The following is a 22,597-nucleotide window of genomic DNA, read 5'->3' on the forward strand; positions in this document are numbered from 1 at the left end:
TATATTCGCATGCGGAAATCGGTATAAGGCTCGCAATGGCGAAGATGGCGATGGAGAGGGTTTTGAGCGAGGCGAGGCAGGTCGCGATTATCGGCGGCGGACCGGCGGGGCTGATGGCGGCCGAGATGCTTTCGGCCGCAGGCCATGCCGTGACGGTGTTGGAGGCGATGCCGACCGTGGCGCGTAAATTGTTGATGGCCGGAAAATCCGGCCTCAACATCACCCATGCCGAAGATTACGACAGCTTCCGTCACCGGTTCGGCGATGCGGAACCGAGGCTGCGCGCCGCTCTCGATGATTTTACGCCGGACATGCTGCGCGACTGGGCGCAGGGGCTGGGGCAGGAAACGTTCGTCGGCACCTCGGGCCGGGTCTTTCCCACCGTCATGAAGGCCTCGCCGCTGCTGCGGGCATGGCTTGCCCGGCTGGAGGCGCAGGGGGTGACCATCAGGACGCGACATCGCTGGATGGGTTTTTCCAGTGAGCATCTGGTTTTCGCGACACCGGAGGGCGAGATCACCATCAAGGCCGATGCCGTTCTTCTGGCGCTCGGCGGCGCAAGCTGGCCGCGTCTCGGCTCCGATGCCGCATGGGTTCCGGCGCTGGCGGAGAAAGGCGTGGCGCTTTCCCCGTTCCGCCCCGCCAATTGCGGTTTCGACGTTGACTGGAGCGATATCTTCCGCGCGCGTTTTGCCGGTGAAGCGGTGAAATCCACCATCACCATTTCGCCGGCCGGAGCCTTTCAGGGCGAATTCGTCATCACGGAGCATGGTATTGAGGGCAGCGTGATCTACGCCCATTCCGCCGCGCTACGCGACCGGCTGGAAGAGGCGGGCAAAGTGTCGCTCGCAATCGATCTTGCGCCAGGGCGTACGGTCGAACGCCTCAGCCGCGATCTGGCGAAGCACGGGCGGAAGGAGAGTTTTGCAAACCGCATGCGCAAGGCGGCCGGCTTATCGGCGGTGAAGGTCGGGCTTCTGCGGGAAATCTTTCCCGACATCGCGGCCATGCCGGATGAGTTCGTCGCCGCGAGAATAAAACATGCGGAGATTCCGCTTTTGCGGACGAGACCGATTGCCGAGGCAATTTCGTCCGCCGGCGGTATCGCGTGGAGCGACCTTGATGAGAACTACATGCTGGAAAAGCTCCCCGGCATATTTGCTGCCGGGGAAATGCTGGATTGGGAAGCGCCGACCGGCGGTTATCTCTTGACCGCCTGTTTCGCCACCGGCAGGGCCGCCGCACAGGGCATGGCCGCGTGGCTTGAAGGCTCAGCCTGATAAGCGTTCAGCCGTGCCTGCTTCCTCACCATGTGCGGTTCTGACGAGGCAGCGCATGATGGCATCGGTGGTGACGGCGCCGAGCGATTTGCCGTTTTCTCCGACGACCGTGGCGCTGCTGACATTTTCCCGGACGAGGGCGCGCAGGCCCTCTTCAACCGTCATATCCGCATCGAGCTGAAGGCGGGACTGGCCGGCAAATTCCGGCTGCACCACGGCGCCAAGGCGAATGACGCGGCCGCGATTGACCTCTTCCACGAAGGCTTCGATATAGCTGTCGGCCGGAGACATGACGATTTCGGCCGCCGTGCCCTGCTGGATGATCTCGCCGTCGCGCAGAATGGCGATCTTGTCGCCCAGCCGCAGGGCCTCATCGAGATCGTGGGTGATGAAGACCACGGTTTTTTTCAGTTCCTTCTGCAGTTCCAGCAGCACCGTCTGCATATCGACGCGAATGAGCGGATCGAGCGCCGAATAGGCCTCGTCCATCAACAGGATTTCGGCATTGTTGGTGAGCGCCCGCGCCAGACCAACACGCTGCTGCATGCCGCCTGAGAGCTGGTTGGGATAATGGTTGGAGAAACCTTCCAGCCCCACGCGCCTGATCCAGACCTCTGCCCTTTCTTCGCGCTCGCGTTTGTCGACGCCCTGCACCTCGAGGCCATAGACGACGTTTTGCAGCACGTTACGGTGCGGCAGGAGCCCGAATTTTTGGAACACCATCGCCGTCTTGTGGCGGCGGAATTCCAGCAGATCCGCTTCGTTGAGGCGACACACGTCCGTGCCGCCATAGAGGATTTCGCCGGCTGTCGGGTCGATCAGCCGGTTGACGTGGCGGATCAGCGTCGATTTGCCCGAGCCGGAAAGGCCCATGATAACGGTGATCTGCCCGCCCGGCATGGTGATGTTGATATCGCGCAGGCCGAGCACATGGCCATGTTTGGCGTTGAGATCGGACTTGGACATGCCGGCCTTAACGGGTTCGACATAGTCTCCCGCCTTGGGGCCGAAAATCTTGTAGAGGCTGCGAATTTCGATCGATTGACTAGCCATGCGCCACTTCCCGGTGTTTTTGCAGTCGAAGGCCATAGGCCTGGCTGATGCGGTCGAAGATGATGGCGATGCCGACGATGGCAAGCCCGTTAAACACGCCGAGCGTGAAATACTGGTTGGCAATGGCCTTCAGCACCGGCTGACCGAGGCCCTGAACGCCGATCATGGAGGCGATGACGACCATGGCGAGCGCCATCATGATGGTCTGGTTGATGCCGGCCATGATGGTGGGAAGGGCAAGCGGCAGCTGCACCTTGAAAAGCTTCTGGCGCTTCGAAGAGCCGAAGGCATCGGCAGCCTCCAGCACGTCGCGGTCGACCATGCGGATGCCGAGATTGGTAAGCCGGATCATCGGCGGAATGGCGTAGATGACGACGGCGATGACGCCGGGCACGCGGCCGATGCCGAGCAGCATGACGACAGGAATGAGATAGACGAAACTCGGCATCGTCTGCATCACGTCGAGAACGGGATTGACCACGCTCTGCAGGCGGTTGGAGCGCGCCATGGCGATGCCGATGGGCAGGCCGACGACGATGGACAGCACGGCGCAGACGAAGATCATCGAGACCGTCTTCATCGTGTCTTCCCACATGCCGAACCAGCCGATGGCGAAGAGAATGCCGCAACAGAGCGAAACAATGGTGGCGCTGCGGCTGCCGAACCAGGCAAGCGCGCCGACAATAAGAATAACGACCGGCCAGGGTGCGCCGATCAAAAGCCTTTCCGCCCAGATGAGGAAGCTCTGAAGGGGGGTAAACAACCCCTCGATTGCGCCGCCATAGGTTCGGGTGAAAGCCCGGAACCCCTCGTCGATGACTTTTTTTAGCGCGCGCAGAGCATCGTCATTCATGGTCGGAAATTTGAAAAGCCATTCCATATCCTGTTCTCCATGACGAACCGGAGGCGGGGATCGATATCCTCCGCGCTCCGGGAGTAAAATCGTCAGAGCGCCGCGCATCCGTCAGGAATGCAGGCCGGAACGCTCTGTTGAACCGGCGCATCGCCACCGGAAAGCCGGGAGGCATTCCAGGGCCGATGCGGGCGCGGCGTCGCCGCTGGCGGACGCCGTTTGCCGGGCAGATATGCAGGGGCCGGCTTTTAAAGGGCGGCCTTTATCTTTTCCGCGATGTCAGGAGATACCCAGCCCGTCCACAGCGCTTCGTTTTCCTTCAGGAAATGCTTGGCGCCGTCTTCACCGGTCGCCTGGTTATCCGTCATCCAGGCGATCAGCTTGTTGACGGTCGCGTTGGTCCATGCGCGTTTGTTGAGATAGTCCATGGCGGGGCCGGCACGATCGGCAAAGGACTTGCTGACCAACGTCTGCACGTCGTCCACCTGCCATGCGTTCGGCTTGGGGTCCGCGCAGTCGGCGACGGATGTGCAGCGCTTCCATTCGGCCGCATCATAGTCCGTTCCGAATTCGAGCTTTACCATCTCGTATTTGCCGAGCAGCGAGGTGGGCGCCCAATAATAACCGACCCATGGCTGCTTGGCTTCATAAGCCTTGGCGATGGAACCGTCGAGACCTGCGGCGGAGCCGGTGTCGACGAGGGTGAAGCCGGCCTTTTCACCGCCGAAAGCCTTGAAGAGCTGTGCGGTGACGACAGTGCCGCCCCAGCCCTGCGGGCCGTTGAACACGGCGCCCTTGGACTTGTCTTCGGGCGAGGGGAAGAGTTCGGGATGTTTGAAGAGATCAGGAATGGTCTTGAGATCGGGATTGGCGTCGGCGACATATTTCGGAATCCACCAGCCCTGGACCGCGCCATCCGAGAGAATCTTGGCGGCCGCAACGACCTTGCCGCCTTCCAGCCCCTGCTTGACGATTTCCGGCTGCAGGCTGACCCATGCCTCAGGCGCGATATCCGGCTGGCCTTTTTCGGCCATGGAGGTCAAAGTCGGCACGGTGTCGCCGGTGACGATTTCGGCGGAGCATCCGTAGCCCTTTTCGAGAATGAGCTTATCGAGATTGGCGGCGACTTCGGCGGATTGCCAGTTCATGCTGGCGATCGTCACGTTTCCACAGTCGGCGGCATAGGCCGCACCGCCTGAAAAGGCGAAGCCGGCGGAAAGAATTGTGGCACCCAAAAGTATTTTCATTGTTGTTCCCTCTGGTCGCGGTGTGGCGAAGACCCGGGCGCTGACGGCACCGCGACCGCCAGCGCCCTTATTGAGGCTTAATAATTCCTTTGTCGCCATCCCGTTTGCGGCAATTTCTGGCGTATTGAGGATGCCAATTGTCAAACGACGGCGGGGTCGCAGGGATATATTAGAGAAATTTCTGGCACGAAGGTCCTGAAATGTTTGATGGTTTAGCATTCGCCTTGCGACATTTACGCCGCGATGGAACTTTTTCAATTTTCTGAAAAGCGTGGGAACAATAAGCGGAAGTTTTTGTTTTCTTGGACTTTTATCCTGTTCTGTATTACGGGAGATTTTCTCTCGGTTTTTGTGGTGATGTTGAATGACCAATCTTGTTGCTGCGCCGGTATGGCCGATCGGTGGCGGTCAAACGGGTGAGCTTGTGCGCCGCTTCGACTGGTCGAAGACATCGCTCGGTCCTATTTGCGACTGGCCGCAAAATCTGAGGCAGAAAGCCAATTCCGTCGTCAATTCCCCCATTCCGCAGGTGCTGATGTGGGGCAGGGATCATGTGATGATCTATAATGACGGCTATGCGGAGATCGCCGGCAATTATCACCCGCAGGCGCTGGGCGGAACCGTGCCCGGCATCTGGCCGGAAATATGGGACTGGAACAGCCGCATTCTCGAAGCCGGTTTTCGCGGTGAGGTCATGGCCTATCGCGACCAGCCGATGACGCTGATGCGGCACGGCCTGCCGGAAGAGGTGATCTTCGACCTGTTCTACACGCCGATCTATAACGAGGGCGGCACGGTAGACGGCGTTTTATGCACCGTGCTTGAAAATACCGACAAGGTGAAGGCCGTGGAGGCGCTGGAACAGAGCCGCGAGGAACTGAGCCGGCTTACCAATGCCCTGCCCATTCTGGTCGGATATGTCGACCGTGATTACGTTTATAAATTCGCCAATGACGGCTATCTGGAATGGTTCGGTCGCCGCGCCGAAGAAGTGATCGGCCGCAGCGTTCCCGAAATCGTCGGCGAGGCGTTTTTCGAGGCCCGCAGGGCCTATCTCGACCGCGCACTCGGCGGCGAAAAGATCGTTTCGGATACCGTGATCAGCAGACCGGACGGCAGCACGCGCGCCGCCGAAATCCGCTATGTTCCGCGTTACATTGCCGATGGCTCCATCGACGGCATCTATGTGCTGATCATCGATATCGAGGAGCGCAAGCGCTCGGAGCGGGAAATCCTCATCAGCAACAATCGCTTCCGTGCTGCGGTGGATGCCGTGCACGGCGTGCTGTGGACCAACAGCGCCGAAGGAATGATGCTGGGCGAGCAACCCGCCTGGAGCGCTTTGACGGGCCAGACTCCGGAAGAATATCAGGGTTTTGGCTGGGCGGAAGCGGTTCATCCCGACGACAGGCAGGGGTCTGTCGACAGCTGGAACAAAGCGGTCGCGGAGAAGTCGACCTATATCTGGGAACATCGGGTCCGTCGCCATGACGGCGTCTACCGCACTTTTGCGATCCGTGGCGTGCCGATTTTCGACAAGGCCGGCGCCATTGCCGAATGGGTCGGTGTCCATACGGATGTCACCGAACAGCGGCGGGCCGAAAACACCCTCAAGGAACATGCGAGCAATCTCGAGCGCGAAATTCGCCACCGCATCCGGGCGGAAGAGCAGCTTCGGCAATTGAACGAGAGCCTTGAGGCGCGTGTCGAGGCGGAAATGGCCGAGCGTCGCCAGACCGAAAAGGCGCTACAGCAGGCGCAGAAAATGGAATCCATCGGCCAGCTCACCGGCGGCGTGGCGCATGATTTCAACAATCTGCTACAGGTGATCGCCGGCAATCTGCAATTGCTGTCAAAGGATGTGATGGGCAATGAACGTGCGGAGCGGCGGCTGGAAAACGCGCTTGCCGGCGTTCATCGCGGTGCAAAGCTGGCCAGCCAGCTTCTGGCCTTCGGCCGCCGCCAGGCGCTGGAGCCGCGTGTCATCAATATCGCCCGTTTCGTGACCGGCATGGACGACCTGCTTCGCCGCTCACTTGGCGAGGCGATCGAGGTGGAGGTCATCACCTCGGGCGGTCTCTGGAACACCTATGCCGACCCCAACCAGGTGGAGAATGCTCTTCTCAATCTGGCCATCAATGCGCGCGACGCCATGGAAGGACAGGGCAAGCTGACCATCGAGGTAGGAAATGCGGTTCTCGACCGCGATTATGCCCGCAAGCACTCGGAAGTTTCTGCGGGGCAATATGTGATGCTCGCCGTCACCGATACGGGTTCGGGCATGTCGCCGGAAATTCTCGAAAAGGTCTTCGAGCCGTTCTTCTCGACAAAACCGGAAGGCAAGGGCACCGGCCTCGGGCTTTCGATGGTTTACGGTTTTGCGAAACAGTCCAGCGGCCACGTCAACATCTATAGCGAGGTGGGGCAGGGCACGACGGTGAAGATGTATCTGCCGCGCTCCGCCGCCGATGAGGACAGGGAAGTGGTGATGCCGACCGGCCCCGTGGAGGGCGGCACGGAAACCATTCTTGTGGTGGAAGATGACGAGGAAGTACGCAACACCGTCGTCGAGACCTTGAGCGATCTCGGCTACCGCGTGCTGACCGCCCGCGATGCGCAGGCCGGTTTGACGGTGGTGGAAAGCGGCATTCCGATCGATGTCATCTTCACTGACGTGGTGATGCCTGGACCGTTGAAAAGCCGGGAAATGGCGCGCCGCGCGCAGGAACGGCTGCCCAACCTCGCCGTTCTCTTCACCTCGGGTTACACCGAAAACTCCATCGTGCATGGCGGCAAGCTGGATGCCGGGGTGGAGCTTCTCTCCAAACCCTATACGCGCGAAGCGCTGGCGCGGCGCATTCGCCACGTCATCGCCAACCGCAAGCAGGTTTCGCTGTCGAGAGCGCGGCCGACATCGGCTCCGGGTTCTTCCAAACTTTCCGAGCCGGTCAGGGCGGTCGAAAATCAAAACCGGTCCATACGCGTTCTTCTGGTCGAGGATGACGAGTTGATCCGGATGAATTCGACGGAGATGCTGTCGGAGAGCGGCTTTGCCGTCGTCGAGGCCGGGAATGCGGCGCAGGCGCTGAAAGCTATCGAAGCGGATCGGATCGACGTTCTCGTCACCGATATCGGCCTGCCCGATATGAAGGGCGGCGAACTGGCGGTGGAGGCCCTGCGTCGCAAGCCGGGGCTTGCCATTGTGTTTGCGACGGGCGACAGCCATTTGCCGGAAGGAGCGCCGGCAAGCGCGGTTCTCTTGACCAAACCTTACGACGAACAGCAGATCGTCTCCGCCGTTGAACAGGCCCATACGGGCAAGTCGGTGGCGGCCGAATAGGCCGCCTTGCCGCCGGTTCAGTAACCGCGGGCCATGTCGACCGTCTCCGGCAGCCCGCCCGTTTCCCGCCATGTGCGAACATTGCCGGCCACGATCCGGGCCGAACTTTCCCGGCTTGTCGGCGCGGAAATATGCGGCAGGACGGTAACTTTGGGATGCTGCCAGAAGGCGGAAGCGGCGGGCAGCGGCTCCTGCTCGAAGACATCGAGAACAGCGTGCGAAAGCCTGCCGGAATCAAGCGCCGCAATCAGGTCATCGGCGACGATGACCGCGCCGCGGGCGAAATTGATGAGTGCCGCCCCCTGTTTCATTGCGGCAAGGCTGCCGGCATCAAGAAGACCGCGCGTCGCATCGGTTAGCGGCACGAGGCAGACGAGAATGTCGCTCTTTTCCAGCAATGCCTGCAGCCCGGCATCGCCGGTCAGCGTTTCCACGCCCTCTATCGCCTTGGCCGAACGGCTCCAGCCTGCAACGTTGAAACCGGCATGGATGAGGCGCTCCGCCGCAGCCGTGCCGAGGGCTCCGAGGCCGAGGAGACCGACGGTCATCTCACCGGGGTGGCGATAGTTTAGCTCCTGCCAGAGCGCCTTTTTTTGGTTTTCGCGATAGGTGGGCATGTCGCGCTGCAGATAATAGGTCCATGCCAGCACGGCCTCGGCCATCACGCGGGAAAGCTCCGGGTCCTTCAGCCGAACGATGGGGGGAGCCTTATCGCCCAGTTCCAGCACCAGCCGTTCGACACCCGCCCACAGGCTGTGGATCCATTTGAGGCCCGGAAGTGCCGCGATATCGGCCGGATCGGGATTGGCGACGATGGCGAAATCCACTGCCCGGCGCTGTTCGCCCGTCAATTCGGAAAAGGAAAGGATTTCCTCCTGCGGCATTGCGGCGCGCAGCGCCTGTTTCCAGACGGCTTCCGTTTCCGCATTCATCCGTGAAACAAAGGCGATGGGTGATGGCATGGGACTGATCCTGCTTGCGATTTTAGCTTCATGCCATAAATGCGCAATTTCAGGGGGCAATGCCATGGGTGGAATGGGGGAATTTGTGATTCTTCCGTCATGCCGGACTAGATCCGGCATCCAGCCGCCGCGCGTCTGCGCGGCGTCAAGACATCTTTTCAGCCCAAGGACTTGGGCTGGCTGGACCCCGGCTCGGGGCCGGGGTGACGGAGTGTGGATGCAACCGGCCTGTTAAATCTTCGCCATTACGCATCTTCCTTTACCGGCGGCTTCGCATCGCCGTAATAGGCCGAGAATTTCTCGTGATAATGCTCCGAACCGCCGGGGCCGGCATAACGCTGCAATTCCGTCATGTCGGTCTTGTTCAGCACGATGCCGAGCGTCTTGTTGGCGATCTGCGGTTCGTTGGCCATCAGGTTCTGCACCATCTGGATCGGCGTCTTGCCCCATTCGGTGACGAAGACGAAACCATCCACCTGCGGCGCAAAGGCCTTGGCGTCGATGACGGGAACCACGGGTGCAAGGTCGACGATGATGTAGTCGCAGGCCTCGCGCGCGGAGTCGATGAATTTGCGCATGCCGGAGGAAGACAGCAGCTCGCTCGAATGGGCGAACTGGTTGCTGGTGGAAACCGGCAGGATGCCCATTTTCGTGCGCGTATCCACCTTCACCGCCTGCGTCCATGGAACTTCATTGAGCACCACTTCGACGAGGCCGGCGGATTGCCGTGTCGTCAACATGCGGCTGAGGCCGGGATTGCGGATATCCGCATCCACCACCAGCGTGCGCTTGCCGGTGGAGGCGATCAGCCCGGCGAGATTGAGCGCGACGACCGACTTACCTTCGTTCGGCAGGCAGGAAATGACGCCGATGACCCGGCACTGGCGCTCCTGAATGACGACATCCGCCGTGAGTTTCACGTTACGCAGCGTCTCCGCAAAGCTGGAGCGTGGGCTGTCGACGGCAAGGCGCAGCATTTTCTGGAACGAGACCTGCCCGCTTTCGTCAAGCGTCGCGTTCTCGCCGCCGGGGGTGGCGGCGCTGTTGCCCGGCTTGGCGTTTTCCACGCCCCGTTCACCGATGAAGGGCAGATAACCGAGAAAACGCATGCGCAGATTGTCACGCACATCATTGCCGGTGTGGAAGAAGCGATCCCGGAATTCGAGAAGCGCTGCGATACCGCCGCCGAGCATCAGGCCGAGAACGACCGAAAGCGCCATGGTCATGGTCTTTTTCGGGCTGGAAGGCGATGTCGGCAGGCCGGCTTCGGAGATGATGCGGGCCTTGGCGATTGGCAGCGACTGCTTCTGGGAAGCCTCCTCGAAGCGGCCGAGATAGGACTGGTAGAGGGTGCGCAGCGCGGTTGCCCGCTGCTCGAGTTCGCGCAGCTGGACCATGGTGATGTTGGCTTCGGAATTACGGCCAGCCACCCGGTCGATATTGTCGCGCAGCGACTGTACGCGCGAATTGGTGACGTCGTATTCGTTCTTCAGGCTGCCGGTAAGCTGCTGCAGCTCCTGATAGATCTGCCGCGAAACCTCTTTCTTCTCGGCGTCCAGCGCAACCGCCTGCGGATGGTCGGCGCCGAATTGCTGGACGATGCCCTGCTGCCGGTCGGAAATGGTGATGTAGCGTTTGCGCAGATCCTGAATGACCGAATTATCGGTGTCACGGGCCGAAACGACGGCATTGTCGACGGCCGCATCCGGTCCCCTGTCGATGATCGATTTATACTGGTTGTAACGGGCCGAGGCCGTCGCGGCATCGGCCTGCGCGGCAATCAGCTGACCATTCAGGTCGGCAAGCTGGCCTTCGGACATCAGCTCGCCGCGCGAGGAGACGATGTTGTTGTCCGACTTGAATTTCTGCACCGCCAGTTCAGCCGCCTGGGCGCGCTGGTTCAGGTCCGTCATGCGTTCCTGCAACCAGACGGAGGCGCGTTCGCTGGCGTCGAAATTGGCGTTCAGCTGTTCGGTAAGATAAGCCTGCGCATAGGTCTTGGCGATCTGCGCAGCGAGCTGGCGGTCGGTCGAGCGGGTGGAGATGGCGATGACCGAGCTGCGGCCGACACGTTCCACCGTCAGCGACTGCTGCAGCACGGCGGCGGCCTTTTCGCGGCGTCCGGCGCGGATTGCGGCTTCGGAGACCGGCGGATCGCCCGGCAGGACGAGATCGAGGATGCCGCGCACGGAGGATTTGACGAGCTCGACCGGCGACATCGGCGGATTGACGATGGTGTCGTTCTCATCGAGCTTGGCCTTGTCGACCACCGTCAGCGCCATTTCCTTGGATTTCAAGATTTCCACGGCGCTGGCGATGCGGTTGTCGACGATCTGCGCGGCGGGCACCGGCGATTCCTCTTCCGCATAACGGGAAAGGCTTTCATCCAGGAGCACCTGCGTCATCGCGGTGTAAACGGGGGTCGCAAGCACCAGATAAAGGCCGGCCAGAACCACGGCGGCGATGACCGAAGCGGCAATGACATTGGCGCGACGCACCACGGCGGCCCACAGGCGGTCGAGGTCGATGAACGTATCGGAATCCTTGCCGGACTCCGGAAAACCGATGTTGGATTTAAAGGTCTTGTGGTGCATGGACCTACCTTGTGAATTAAAATGGTACGCGGGAAGCCGAACACATGCTCGCCTTCCCGCCTCCCGTTATTGGTGCGCCGGCCGCCTCCCCCGGCGGCGCGATTAAAGTCAGGCCGCCTGGACGCGGCTTTCGTGGTTCGCCACCAGTTCCTTCACCGAAGCGAGAACCTGAGCTTCCATGTCCGCGCGCAGCAGCGAGAAGGCGACGTTGGCGGCGATGAAGCCCTGCTTGCTGCCGCAGTCGAAAGTGCGGCCGCTATATTTCTGCGCATGGAAAGACTGCTTTTCGGCAAGGCGCTTCATACCGTCGGTCAGCTGGATTTCATTGCCCGCGCCGCGTTCCTGCCTGGCGAGAATATCGAAGATTTCCGGCTGGAGGATGTAACGGCCATTCAGGTAATAATTCGAAGGCGCCTTGGAAGGTTCCGGCTTTTCGACCATTCCGGTGACGGCGAAGCCGTGATTGACCTTCTGGCCGACGCCGACGACGCCATAGGACGACACTTCTTCCGGCAGGCATTCCTCTACGCCGAGAATATTGCCGCCGACTTCATCGTAAAGCTCCATCAGCCCGGCAATGCAGCCGCGTGCGCCATAGGAAACCATGTCAGGCAGAAGCAGGGCGAAAGGCTCCTTGCCCACCAGTTCACGCGCACACCAGACGGCGTGGCCGAGACCGAGCGGCACCTGCTGGCGCGTATAGCTGACAGTGCCGGCAACCGGCAGCATCTTTTCCAGCTGCAATACCTGCACGGTCTTGCCGGAGCGGGTGAGCGTGTTGATGAGTTCCGGCGCGCTGTCGAAATAGTCTTCGATGGCGGTCTTGTTGCGGCTCGTCACGAAAATAATGTGCTCGATGCCGGCCTGCATGGCCTCGTCAACGGCATATTGGACGACCGGACGATCCACGATCGTCAGCATTTCCTTCGGCATCGCCTTGGTGGCGGGCAAAAACCGTGTGCCGTTGCCAGCTACGGGAATGACGGCTTTTCTGACAGTTTTGTTCAGGTCCATCGCGTTCTCCTTCATCAAGGTTTGATCTGTCCCCAGTCCCCGCGCAGACATGGTCCGCGCGCAAATTTTATGAAATCTGCCTTTTCACCCCTGTATTCGCCGCGGGCGCAAACATGGCATCCCGCAGCCTCCTCAGCCGCACTGCAATCGGCATTCGCAAATGCCCCAGCACGGCAGGATCCCTTATCGTGGTCTTCAAGGCGCCGAGTACCGAGCGGCTCTTGATGTTTTCCACCAATGTCAAAAAATTATGCGCCAGCCGCAGGCTGCGGGCTCTCGCCTGCTGCGCATCCATGGCTGCCGGCAGCAATGTGTAATGGCTCAGGAATTCCTGATCCGCCCGCATCATCGCTTCGATGTGATGAAGTTCGAGCACGCGCGAAATCGAACCTTCGCGGATATTGTAGATGTAACCCGGCTTCGGTTCGATGACGCAGAGACCGCCGGCGGCGAGCGCCGAGGCGAGCAGGATGTAATCCTCGCCGATGCGGATGTCCTCGCGGAAGCGCAGCCCCTCGCTATTGAGGAAATCACGCCGGAACATCGGTTTCATGTAGCCGAAGTTGAAGGTGGCGCGGAACAGGATGTTGGAGGAAATGAAGTCCTCAAGCGTGAGAACCGGTCGTTCCTCCAGAAATTCTTCCGGAAACATCGTCTCCATGGGCCTGCCGTCGGTATAGACGACATCGAGATTATCGACCGCAATCGCCGCATTGGCGGCTTCCGCCCGGCACATCATGCAGGCGGAGCGCTCCGGCCGAATGACATCGTCGGAATCGAGCACGGCGATCCAGCGTCCGGTCGCGGCTTCGATGCCGGCATTGCGTGCGCCGCCCGGACCGAGGTTTTCGGCAAGAGCAAGCAGGCGGACGCGCGGATCGATGATGGCGATAGCTTCCACGAGCGCAATGGTGCCATCGGCGGAGCGGTCGTCGACGACGATCACTTCCAGCGTTACACCCTGCTGGTCGAGTGCGCTTTGAATGGCGGCTTCAATCGTATCGGCGGCATTATAGGCGGCGATGACGAAGCTGATATCGGGCGGCGAGGCAAGGTTCTCCATCAGGTCGCCTCCACCGCGCCATACTGGCGGATTTCACGCACGCCGAAAGCGCCGCTCATCGAGCCCATATGCAATGCACCGCGCAGCGCATAACGGTTGCGGCGCACGGCGTTGAAACCGTTCAAGGCGGCGAAGACGGCGCAATAAAGCACTTTCGAACCTGCCTTCAGCACCTGCACCACGCGGCGTATACCGGGTTTCCTGTCCGCCAGCACGCGGCCATGGGTCTGGCCGGAGCGGAAGCGGCGTTTGGCAAGCCACATGAAGCTTGCGCGATTTTCCGGCACCGGTTCGGACAGCATGGCATCTTCCGCAAAGACGATACGCCCGCCAGCGGCGTGAAGATGCGAAAAGAAATGAGTGTCCTCACCGCCGCTCTGGCCGAGCGCCAGCGCGAAGCGCCGGCCCTTCACCGAGGGCGCATCCATCTTGAGCAATGTGTTGCAGGTATAACCGGTGATGATCTCGCCATTGACCCAGACCGGAACGGTCGAGTGGAAATCGCCGCGTTTCATCCAGCCCGGCGCATTGTCCCGGTAAACCGCCGTCACCGGGCCGAGAACGGCTTCCGCACCGGTCTCGTCGGCCTTTTCCAGAAGGGCGGAGAGCCAGTTCGGCGGGGCGGTCTCGTCATCATCGATGAAGGCCAGATAATCCGCCTTGCATTCCGACAGGCAGGCATTGCGGGCAATCGAAATATTCGATTTCGGGCAATGCACATAGGTGATCTCGAAGGGCGCGGTTTCGCGCAGGCGATCGACGCTTGCCCTGGCGCTCGGCTCCTCGTCATTATCGGCAACAATCAGCCGAACTTTCACGCCTTCCGGCACATCCAGCTCGAAGAGTGACAGAAGTGTGGCGATAAGTGCCGGGCGTCTGTAGGTGCAGATGCCGATATCGACGGTTTTCGAATCATCTGTGCGGGTGACGGTGTTGTCGGTCATGAGACAGCCTTTCTTCCCCGGAATTTCAGGAGTTCCAGCCAGAAGCCGGTGGACCAGGCCAGATGCATCACCATCGCCGAAAAGGCGGCGAGCGGGCCGTATGGGTTTTTCTGACCTATTGCCATCCACAAGCCATAACCCACACATGCGGCGATCCAGAGGCCGAGCGGAATAAGTGCCGCCCAATGCACAAGCGACAGCAGCGCGAAGATGAAAACCGGCAGCACGGCGAGCGGTATCATCTGTCGGATTTTCGGGATCGAGCGATGTTTCAGGAGGTTCTTCGCCCGGCCGCGGCCATAGGCGAGATATTGCCGGAACAGCGGCATGACGCTGGCGCGCGGATAATAGGTCATGCGGGTTTTGTCGGTCATCCAGATGCGGAAGCCGGATTTGCGCAGGCGAAAATCCAGCTCGGCATCCTCATTATGGCTGAAGCTCTCATCATAACCGCCAACCGCATCGAAAGCGGCGATCCGCATCAGCGCGTGGTGGCCATGGTCGATCCAGTGGCCTTTCGCGCCTTCGCGGTGCTTGGAGCCGCCATTGCCGAGCTTGGAATTCTGGGCGATGGCCGTCGCCTTCTGAAACAGGCCGTGGCCGACCGTATCCATGGCGACGACGACGGAATCAGCACCGGTGCGCTCGGCATCCTCGATCAGCCGCTGGCAATAATCGTCGGGATAATCGCCATGGGCGTCGATGCGGATAAGGTAATCGAAATCCTCGCCGAAGGTGGCGACGGCAAGATTGATGCCGGCGCTCTGGATGCGCTTCGGATTGGCGAGAAGCGTCACGCGGTCATCCGCCGCCGCGAAGGCGGAAACGATATTGGGGGTTCCATCCGTGCTGCCGCCATCGGCAACCACGATGCGGAAAAGACGCCCCTGCATCGCGCCGGTGAATTTGACAAGCAGCCCCTCGATCGTCTTCGCCTCATTGAGGCAGGGAATGACGATCAGCGTTCTGATGCCGGAATGACCAAGACCTTCCATGATTTGCCCCCTACGCACTACACGGGTGAAAACTGCGCTTCACGGGCATGGCCGGAAGCGGATTTGGCGAGAGAGGACAGTTGCTGCACCAGCAGACGGCAATCGTCGCGGTCCGTCAGCCATTGTTTCCTGTCTGTTGCCGAGAGGGTTTTGAAGGCGTCCGCATAGGTTTGCGGTTTCATCCGGTTAAACAGTGCGGTGAGATCGTCAGCGCCGGCATGTTGCAGCACGAAGCCGATATCGCGCTTTTCGATGAAGCGGGCGGTTTCCGTGCCGGCCAGCGCAATCGGCATGGCGCCATAAAGGCAACCTTCGTAAAGCCGGTTGGGCAGCAGCCAGCTGGAATTCTGGCCTTCCTCGAAAAAGTCTATCGCCCAGGTGAATTGCACCTCGTTATAGATGGCGGCAAGGTCCTCGGGGTTCTTGTAAGGCCCATGGAAATGCACATGCGGGGCAGTGGCCACGAAGCCGTCGAAATCGGCAAATTCCGAATAGGCCGGCCGGCCGCGCAGGATGATTTCGACTTTGCCCTCCATTCGACGGGCAAATTCGGCAAGGATTTCCAGCGATTTGCGGCAGCGCAGCGCGCCGAACCAGCCGATTTTCCATGGTTCGCCTTGGGCGGGAGCGCGTGGCTGCGGCGTGGCGGCAACGGCCGCATCGAGCGCCAGCACCTTGTTTTCCTGCAGCAGGACGGGAAGATCGAGGCCCGACACGGGCTTGAAATAATGCTCCACGAAGGCGGGAGAGCTGGTGATCAGCAGCTTGGCGTCGCGTGCGAAATAACGCTGCGCGGCATTCAGCATTTGCCCGGGCTTTCCCTTGTTAAGAAGCAGGCGGTGAATGTCGAGACACTCGTAAACCAGCGCCGGCTGTCCGGCATAGATCGACATGGCCCGCTTTGCCAGCGCCAGCATTTCCAGATTTCTGGCAAGAATGACATCGGGGGCGGAGACGCCGTTCAGGGTCTTGCCGAGCGAAAGGCTGGCTTTCGCCACCGCCGCCATGCGCTGCAGAAACTGCCCGTCGGCGGTTTCCCCGAGCACGACGGGTACGACGCCTTCGATCTCCGCCAGTCGGTTCTGTCCGCGCCGGAAGCCCGCCAGCGTCACTCGCGCCCCGCCCGCAAGCAGGGTCAGCACCCGCCGACGAATGGCGGGGTCCGACAGATCATGCGCGAGATATAGAACATGGGTCATGCAAGGGTCCGGTTGGTTCATGCGTCAGAGACGCCGCGGATGACGGTTTGGTTCAAAAAAATCAGTTGAGGGCGCAGGCAATGGATTCCGGGAACTGACATTTGTCGCCGAGCGCCGTGAAGGCAAAACGATCAACGACCATCTGCGTCGCGCCGGAATAGGAAAACTTGCCCATCCAGTCCTTCAGCGTGTCAGTGCCCCACAGGCTGAAGAAAATCTTCTGGGCGTTTTGCGGGATTTTCGTCTCGTCGGTCACTTCATGGACGAGCTTGCCGTTAACGTAATAACGCAGGCGCTGCGGTTCCCAGACGAAGGCGTAATCGTTGAAGCCGGCATCGGCTCCGCCTTCCACCGGCACCAGCTTCTCATTGCCGCCCTTGGCGGAAATATACTGGTTCAGCTGCACCTGGCCCGTATTCCTGCCCAGCACCTCGAAGTCGATTTCATCGTGCGGCTTCTTGTCGGTCGGGCCGATATAGGTGAAGAAGGCAGAGTTGAGGCCCGAGCCGGTGGCGGCCTTCATGCGTGCTTCATAGGTGCCGTAACGATAACGCCCCTTGGTCTGGATTTCACCGCAGGCGAATTTGCGGTCTCCGGCCTTGGCTTCTTCGAAACCGAGTGTCAGCTGGCCGTTTTCCACCGTCGCCAGTTTCTTCGACCAGGTGCAGTTTTGATGCGCGCCATTGTTCCAGCCGTCGGAAACGTACCAGAAGCTTCTGTCCATGGAATCGAAGTTCTCGATGAAGGATGCGCCATTGCCTTCCTGTGCCTGGCCGGGCGTCGCAAAGGGAGCAGCCAGAAGGGCCGCGGCGAGAAGAATGCGTGTCTGAACGCGGGTGACAAATGTTGTCATTGGTTCACCTCTGTCGTTGCGAATAAAGCGTTTCGGATGTCGGCGGGCCGATCATGGCGGCCCGTTTTGCCGCAAAGTCGGCCTTCGTCTTGCCTTTGCCGCTGCGGCTTCCGGTCAGCACGGCATAGACGGCCGGCAGGTATTTGCGGGTCTGGGAATTGCTGACCACCAGAATGACGAAGGCCGACAGCGTCGCGCTGATATAAAAGGCGGGGTAGAAATCCGGCCCGCCCTTGTTCCATACCATCCACATGATGACGAGCAGCGGATAATGGGCGCAGAAAATCCAGAAGCTCAGGCTGCCGGTTTCGGCAAGCCGCTGGCCAAGCCGACTGCGGATCAACAGGGCGGAAGACGCCCAGAAACCGAGCGCGCCGAAAACGGCAAGCAGATTGCGCGACATGTTGAGCCAGAAGGTGAATTCCGGGCCGGTGAAATAAAGTCCCGTCGCCAATATGGCCGAGGCGGCAAAGGTCAGCGCCATGATTGGCACGGCGTAAGGATCGAGCGCCTTGACGTCGACCCGGTGCAGCGCAAGTGCAATGCCGAGCGAAAAACTGAAAAGGATGGATTTCTTCTGGACGATGAAGATCGTCAAATCAGGCATGGCGGTGATGATGAGCAGGATCGCGAGCGTCGGCAGCGCGAAACGGCGCATCAGAAAGGCAAGCACCGGCGACAGCAGGATGCAGACAAAGAGATCACGCAGGAAATATAGCGGCACGTTGACCGGCAGCTCTTCAAGCGCCGTTCCGTGACTGATGATTTCCCGCGGGCTGGCATTCCACAGATCAGGGAAATAGCCGACGCCAAGGTCGAACAGCTGGATAAGCAGCACCGCGGCAAACAGCGCGCCGTTCCACAGAAGGAACGGCAGCAGCACGGTTTTCGACTTGGAACGGATCGTCGCCGGATAATCGAAACCGCTCATGCCGCGGCGAAACAGCAGATAACCGGAAATGGCGCTGAGACAGGGCACGCCGATGCGAAACAGCGCATCGCCGAGGAAAACCCGCAGCCAGTCGAAGAAACCGTAAAGGCCGAGAAAAGGGCTGGTTTCGGCATCGTGCGGCACATGGACGAACACGATCCCGGAGATCAGCAATATGCGCATCAAATTGATACGGGAGGATAGGTTCTGATCGACAGTCACATCAGTCACCCCTATTGGGCGGCGTCCACCCACGCCGCGTTGCAACCAGAGCGAACTTAAGCCCGCACTGGAAAGTCTGGTTTCGACTTTGGGATAAAATGTGGCGACGCGGGAAAAACACAAGCTTAGATTTTGCGGGTGAATGTCTGGCGTTCCGGTCATTCCTGTTGCTGTAAAAATTCAAATATCTGAAATTACTGGCATTTTTATAAATATCGCCATCGTTAAAAATCGCCTAAGCGTGTGAAATTGTCATTTGTCGTGATATTGCGCTGCAAAAAGAACCGCCATCCCGCCCTGCCGCGGTGAGGAAATCACCGCGGAAAAGGCCGGTTAACGGCGGAAATGAGGCGCGTTTTTCTGCGGTTGAACTAACCCTGAGTTGCGGCATCCCGCATGCGCCGCGATTTGACCATTCCGAGAATTTTCCCGAGCAGCGCCCGTTCTGTCAGCAGGATCAGCACCGCATAGATGACGCCGCCGACGGCAGCGCCGATGAGAACCTGAAGCGTGGCATTGGGAACGCGCTCAGCCAGGACATGAAGCAGATAGCGCACGGCAACGGCCATCACCAGCGCCGCGATCATCGGCCGGCTGCTGACATAAAGGCCGCGGAAGAAGGGCGTATCGCTCGCCTTGAAGACGGCCCAGGAATAGGCGACCAGCGTTACCGCATTGACGATGCAGAGCCACACCATCGCGTCGATCAGGGTGCCATAAAGCGCGGCAAGCCAGACCGCGACGGTTGTGACGATGGCGCGGATCGTCGCCGACCAGAACAGCACGCGGCCGTAACCTGCTCCCTTCAGATACGGGATGAAGGTGCTGCACGGCGTCAGAATGGCCTTGGACAGGGCGAGCAGACCGAGGACAGGCCAGGCATAGGCCCAGTTCCGCCCGAAGATGACAAGCATGGCCGGCTCCGCCACGGCCCAGAGGCCGAACATCATCGGTGCCAGGAGCACGGTCAGCACCTGCGTACTGAACATCAGCGCATCGCGCCGGCGCTGCGGGTCGTCCATCATGCGGCTGAAGGCGGGAAACAGGACACCCATGACGGCCGACAGAACCACCTGATTGGGAATGCTGGCAAAGCGGTTGGAGGCGGAATAGGCGCCGGCATCGGCCAGCCCAAGATGCCGGGCAATGACCACCATCGGTGACTGGAAGGTAACGAAATTGGCGATTTCCGAGCCCATCAGCCCCGAACTGAAGCCGAGAAGCGGCACCAGCCGGCGCGGTTTCATGACGAAACGCGGGCAATAGCGGGAAACGGCGTAAAGCCCGACAAGCCGGATGAGGGCTGCGGCAAAAAGCTGGATGATCAACGCCCAGACGCCGAAGCCCATGAAGGCGAGCGCGACCGCGACGATGGCCGCAATGCTTTCCGACGCCATGCTCCAAAGCGCATCCTTGCTGAAATTCATCCGTCGCGCCAGCAGCGAATAGGCGACATCGCCGGCAAGCTGCAGCGGAATGAGGAAGGCCATGATGCGCAGCAGATAGGCGCTTTCCACCGCGCCCAGCAGCCCGCCGAAAAATTCCGCGAAGATGTAGAGGACGGCGGCCATGGTGCAGGAGATGGCGAGATTGGCCCAGAAGACGGTATGGATCGTTTCCATATCCTCTTCCTTTTCGACAATCAGGGCAGAGGTCAGCCCCGCGCCGGCGATCATGGTCAGAAACTGTACAACCGTTAGTCCTACCGCCACCACCCCGAATTCCTCCGGGGAAAGCAGTCTTGCGAGAATTGGGACCGTGACAAATTTAAGCCCGAATGTCCCTGTTTTTGATAAAACGCTCCAGCCGACATTCGTGGTGATGGTCTTTACATTTGGCGCTGGGGGCATACAAGCATCCTGTTTCTGGAGGCCGGCGGGAGGAAAGCCGGTTGGGAGTTGCCGATACCATCGGGGCCGCTTTTAGGATCGGGCCCGACACTTCTTGATCAACGCAAGGGGCGAAACAATGGCAAGATTTACTGTCGTCATTCCCTACTACCAAAAGCAGCACGGTGTCTTGGGACGTGCACTCGCATCGGTTTTTGCGCAGACTTACCAGGATTTCGATCTTGTCATCGTCGATGACGAATCGCCATACCCGATCGATCAGGAACTTGCGGAACTTTCGCAGGGTGAGAAAGACCGGATTCTCGTCATTAAGCAGGCCAATGCCGGCCCGGGCGGCGCCCGCAACACCGGTTTGGACAATGTGCCTGACGGCACCGACTATGTCGCCTTTCTTGATTCCGACGATATCTGGACACCCGATCATCTGCAGAATGCGGCCTTTGCGCTTCAGACCTATGGCGGCGAGTGCTACTGGGCATCCATGCAGGCAAGTGACGAATTTTATTATCATTTCGCCATTTCCGAGCTCGAGAAAAATGAGGGTGCGGCGAGGCTTTCCGAGAGGCCGCTGCTGATCGAACTGCCCGATCTGGCAAGTGTGATGCTGCGCAACTGGAGCTTCCTGCATCTCTCCTGCATGGTGATCGGCCGTCCTCTTTTTGAGAAAATCCGCTTTGACCCGGCGCTTCGTCTGGCGGCGGAAGACGTGCTGTTTTTCTGCGATTCCATCCTGGCATCGAAGCGCACGCTTCTGTGTGACGACGCCGGCGCGATGCGCGGAATGGGGGTCAATATCTTCCACAGCATCGACAATACCTCGCCGGAATTCCTGCGCCAGCAGTTCAACACCTGGGTCGCGCTCGATACGCTGGAGGGGCGTTTTTCGCGCCGGCCGGACGATGTCGCCTCCATCGCTTCCTATAAAAACACGGCGCGCAAACAGGCGCTGTGGAGCCAGGCGGGCAATCTGAAACGGCGCAAGGCACCCGAATTCGGACTGCTCCTGAAATGGGCGATGCGCGATCCGGCACTGCTGCGCGCCGCGTTCGAGCTCGGTGCTGGAAAAATCGTCCGCTCCAGATGAGCGAATTCTCGCCCGCAAGAATTTATATGTTTTTTCACCCAGGAGTGACCTCATGAAACCTTACCACTGGGAATCTCATCACGGAAATTTCGGTGACGATCTCAACCTTTGGCTGTGGGATTTTCTGCTTCCGGGCCTGCGCGATGTGCATGACGACGTCATGCTCGTTGGCGTCGGCACCGTGCTGAACGACGTTCTTTTGCCCGCAAAGCAGCGCAAGCTGGTGATCGGCAGCGGCTATGGTTATGGCGCGGTGCCGGATACCAGCACCGAGTTCTGGGATATTCGCTGCGTGCGCGGCGAAAAAACCGCCGCGAAGCTGGGGCTCGCGCCCGAAAAGGGCATTGTCGATCCGGCCGTCATGGTCACCGAGATGCCCGATTTCAAAGGCCTGCCGAAGCTCTACAAGAAGACCTTCGTTCCGCACTGGGAATCGGCGGAATTCGGCATGTGGGAAACCGTCTGCGAACCGGCGGGACTGACCTATCTCGACCCGCGCGGCGAGGCGAAAGCGGTGATCCGCGCCATCGCCCAGTCGGAATTCATCGTGGCCGAATCCATGCATGGCGCAATTCTTGCCGATGCCTTCCGCGTGCCATGGGTCGCGGTCAGCACCTCGCCGTCGATCAACAGCTTCAAATGGAGCGACTGGGCCGGTAGCGTGGGTGTCGAATATCAGCCGCGCTATGTGCCCGTTTCAACCCGCGCCGAGGCGGCGAAAAAGGGCTCGCGCTTCTGGGGCATGAGCTTCCCGCCGCCGCCTGGCCCCGTCATTGCCGAGACCGGTTCCGTTCCGGCGCATGAAGGCCCGGCGCATGAGGGTGACGTGCTGGTGCGGCCGCAGGAAACGCAGCCTCGGTCATTGCGCAAATTGGCCAAGCAGGTGCTGGCAGCACCTTCCACGCTGGCGCTCTGGCAGGCAAGCCGCGCGGAGCCGCGTCTCAGCCCGGATGGCCGGCTGGAAGAGCGCAAGGAGCGTTTCGCCGCCGTTCTGGAAACGGTGAAGCGGGATTATCTCTGAGGGCGAAGAGTGGATGCGGCAGAGAATTTCTGCCGCCTTCGCTTGAGGATGCCATCCTCTAGGGTCTCTATCGTCATGCTCGGGACAGGCCC

17 protein-coding genes are annotated in these 22,597 nt (G+C 60.2%); 4 read left to right on the forward strand and 13 right to left on the reverse strand.

Annotated elements, in window-relative coordinates; genetic code table 11:
- Positions 1-35: 35 nt before the first annotated feature.
- Complete coding sequence (locus AGR7B_RS19840; RefSeq protein ID WP_080857665.1) at positions 36-1,280, forward strand: TIGR03862 family flavoprotein; 1,245 nt, start codon at positions 36-38, stop codon at positions 1,278-1,280.
- Here AGR7B_RS19840 and AGR7B_RS19845 read toward each other — a convergent pair.
- The 3 genes from AGR7B_RS19845 to AGR7B_RS19855 form a co-directional block, all read right to left on the reverse strand.
- On the reverse strand, positions 1,272-2,333 hold the full coding sequence (locus AGR7B_RS19845) for a quaternary amine ABC transporter ATP-binding protein (protein ID WP_065657397.1): 1,062 nt from the start codon (positions 2,331-2,333) through the stop codon (positions 1,272-1,274). The two genes, AGR7B_RS19840 and AGR7B_RS19845, sit on opposite strands and share 9 nt — an antisense overlap.
- Entirely contained in the window at positions 2,326-3,213 is an 888-nt protein-coding gene (locus tag AGR7B_RS19850) for an ABC transporter permease (RefSeq protein WP_035263623.1), read from the reverse strand. The genes AGR7B_RS19845 and AGR7B_RS19850 overlap by 8 nt, the downstream gene beginning before the upstream one ends.
- Positions 3,214-3,434: 221 nt before the next feature.
- A complete protein-coding gene (locus AGR7B_RS19855; protein WP_078053665.1) occupies positions 3,435-4,433 on the reverse strand; it encodes an ABC transporter substrate-binding protein in 999 nt (332 codons plus the stop codon).
- A 364-nt stretch (positions 4,434-4,797) separates the two neighbouring features.
- Here AGR7B_RS19855 and AGR7B_RS19860 point away from each other — a divergent pair, with 364 nt between their 5' ends.
- Positions 4,798-7,773, forward strand: a complete 2,976-nt coding sequence (locus AGR7B_RS19860) for a hybrid sensor histidine kinase/response regulator (protein WP_080857666.1) — start codon at positions 4,798-4,800, stop codon at positions 7,771-7,773.
- A 17-nt stretch (positions 7,774-7,790) separates the two neighbouring features.
- Here AGR7B_RS19860 and AGR7B_RS19865 read toward each other — a convergent pair whose 3' ends face one another.
- From AGR7B_RS19865 to AGR7B_RS19910, 10 genes are all read right to left on the reverse strand, one after another.
- Entirely contained in the window at positions 7,791-8,735 is a 945-nt protein-coding gene (locus AGR7B_RS19865; protein ID WP_080857667.1) for a 2-hydroxyacid dehydrogenase, read from the reverse strand.
- 245 nt (positions 8,736-8,980) lie between these two features.
- Complete coding sequence (locus tag AGR7B_RS19870; protein WP_080857668.1) at positions 8,981-11,329, reverse strand: polysaccharide biosynthesis tyrosine autokinase; 2,349 nt, start codon at positions 11,327-11,329, stop codon at positions 8,981-8,983.
- Positions 11,330-11,437: 108 nt separating this feature from the next.
- The gene (locus tag AGR7B_RS19875) at positions 11,438-12,343 is read right to left on the reverse strand and encodes a UTP--glucose-1-phosphate uridylyltransferase (protein ID WP_080857669.1); all 906 of its coding nucleotides are present in this window, start codon (positions 12,341-12,343) and stop codon (positions 11,438-11,440) included.
- A gap of 67 nt (positions 12,344-12,410) precedes the next feature.
- Positions 12,411-13,406, reverse strand: a complete 996-nt coding sequence (locus AGR7B_RS19880) for a glycosyltransferase family 2 protein (RefSeq protein ID WP_080857670.1) — start codon at positions 13,404-13,406, stop codon at positions 12,411-12,413.
- Entirely contained in the window at positions 13,406-14,350 is a 945-nt protein-coding gene (locus AGR7B_RS19885) for a glycosyltransferase family 2 protein (RefSeq protein ID WP_080857671.1), read from the reverse strand. Before AGR7B_RS19885 ends, AGR7B_RS19880 begins: the two co-directional genes overlap by 1 nt.
- Positions 14,347-15,345, reverse strand: a complete 999-nt coding sequence (locus AGR7B_RS19890; protein ID WP_080857672.1) for a glycosyltransferase family 2 protein — start codon at positions 15,343-15,345, stop codon at positions 14,347-14,349. Before AGR7B_RS19890 ends, AGR7B_RS19885 begins: the two co-directional genes overlap by 4 nt.
- Before the next feature lie 17 nt (positions 15,346-15,362).
- A complete protein-coding gene (locus AGR7B_RS19895) occupies positions 15,363-16,544 on the reverse strand; it encodes a glycosyltransferase family protein (protein WP_080857673.1) in 1,182 nt (393 codons plus the stop codon).
- A gap of 61 nt (positions 16,545-16,605) precedes the next feature.
- The gene (gene exoK / locus AGR7B_RS19900; protein WP_065657387.1) at positions 16,606-17,397 is read right to left on the reverse strand and encodes an endo-1,3-1,4-beta-glycanase ExoK; all 792 of its coding nucleotides are present in this window, start codon (positions 17,395-17,397) and stop codon (positions 16,606-16,608) included.
- Between the two features lie 4 nt (positions 17,398-17,401).
- A complete protein-coding gene (locus AGR7B_RS19905) occupies positions 17,402-18,550 on the reverse strand; it encodes an acyltransferase family protein (RefSeq protein WP_080858182.1) in 1,149 nt (382 codons plus the stop codon).
- A gap of 371 nt (positions 18,551-18,921) precedes the next feature.
- Positions 18,922-20,400 (reverse strand): lipopolysaccharide biosynthesis protein, encoded by a 1,479-nt coding sequence (locus AGR7B_RS19910; protein WP_080857674.1) that lies wholly within the window; start codon positions 20,398-20,400, stop codon positions 18,922-18,924.
- A gap of 118 nt (positions 20,401-20,518) precedes the next feature.
- Between AGR7B_RS19910 and AGR7B_RS19915 the strand changes: the two genes are divergently transcribed.
- Positions 20,519-21,484 (forward strand): glycosyltransferase family 2 protein, encoded by a 966-nt coding sequence (locus AGR7B_RS19915; protein WP_078053654.1) that lies wholly within the window; start codon positions 20,519-20,521, stop codon positions 21,482-21,484.
- A 52-nt stretch (positions 21,485-21,536) separates the two neighbouring features.
- Positions 21,537-22,505, forward strand: a complete 969-nt coding sequence (locus tag AGR7B_RS19920) for a polysaccharide pyruvyl transferase family protein (protein WP_065657384.1) — start codon at positions 21,537-21,539, stop codon at positions 22,503-22,505.
- Positions 22,506-22,597: the final 92 nt, after the last annotated feature.

The organism is Agrobacterium deltaense RV3 (assembly GCF_900013505.1).
GTDB classification, from domain to species: Bacteria; Pseudomonadota; Alphaproteobacteria; order Rhizobiales; family Rhizobiaceae; genus Agrobacterium; species Agrobacterium leguminum.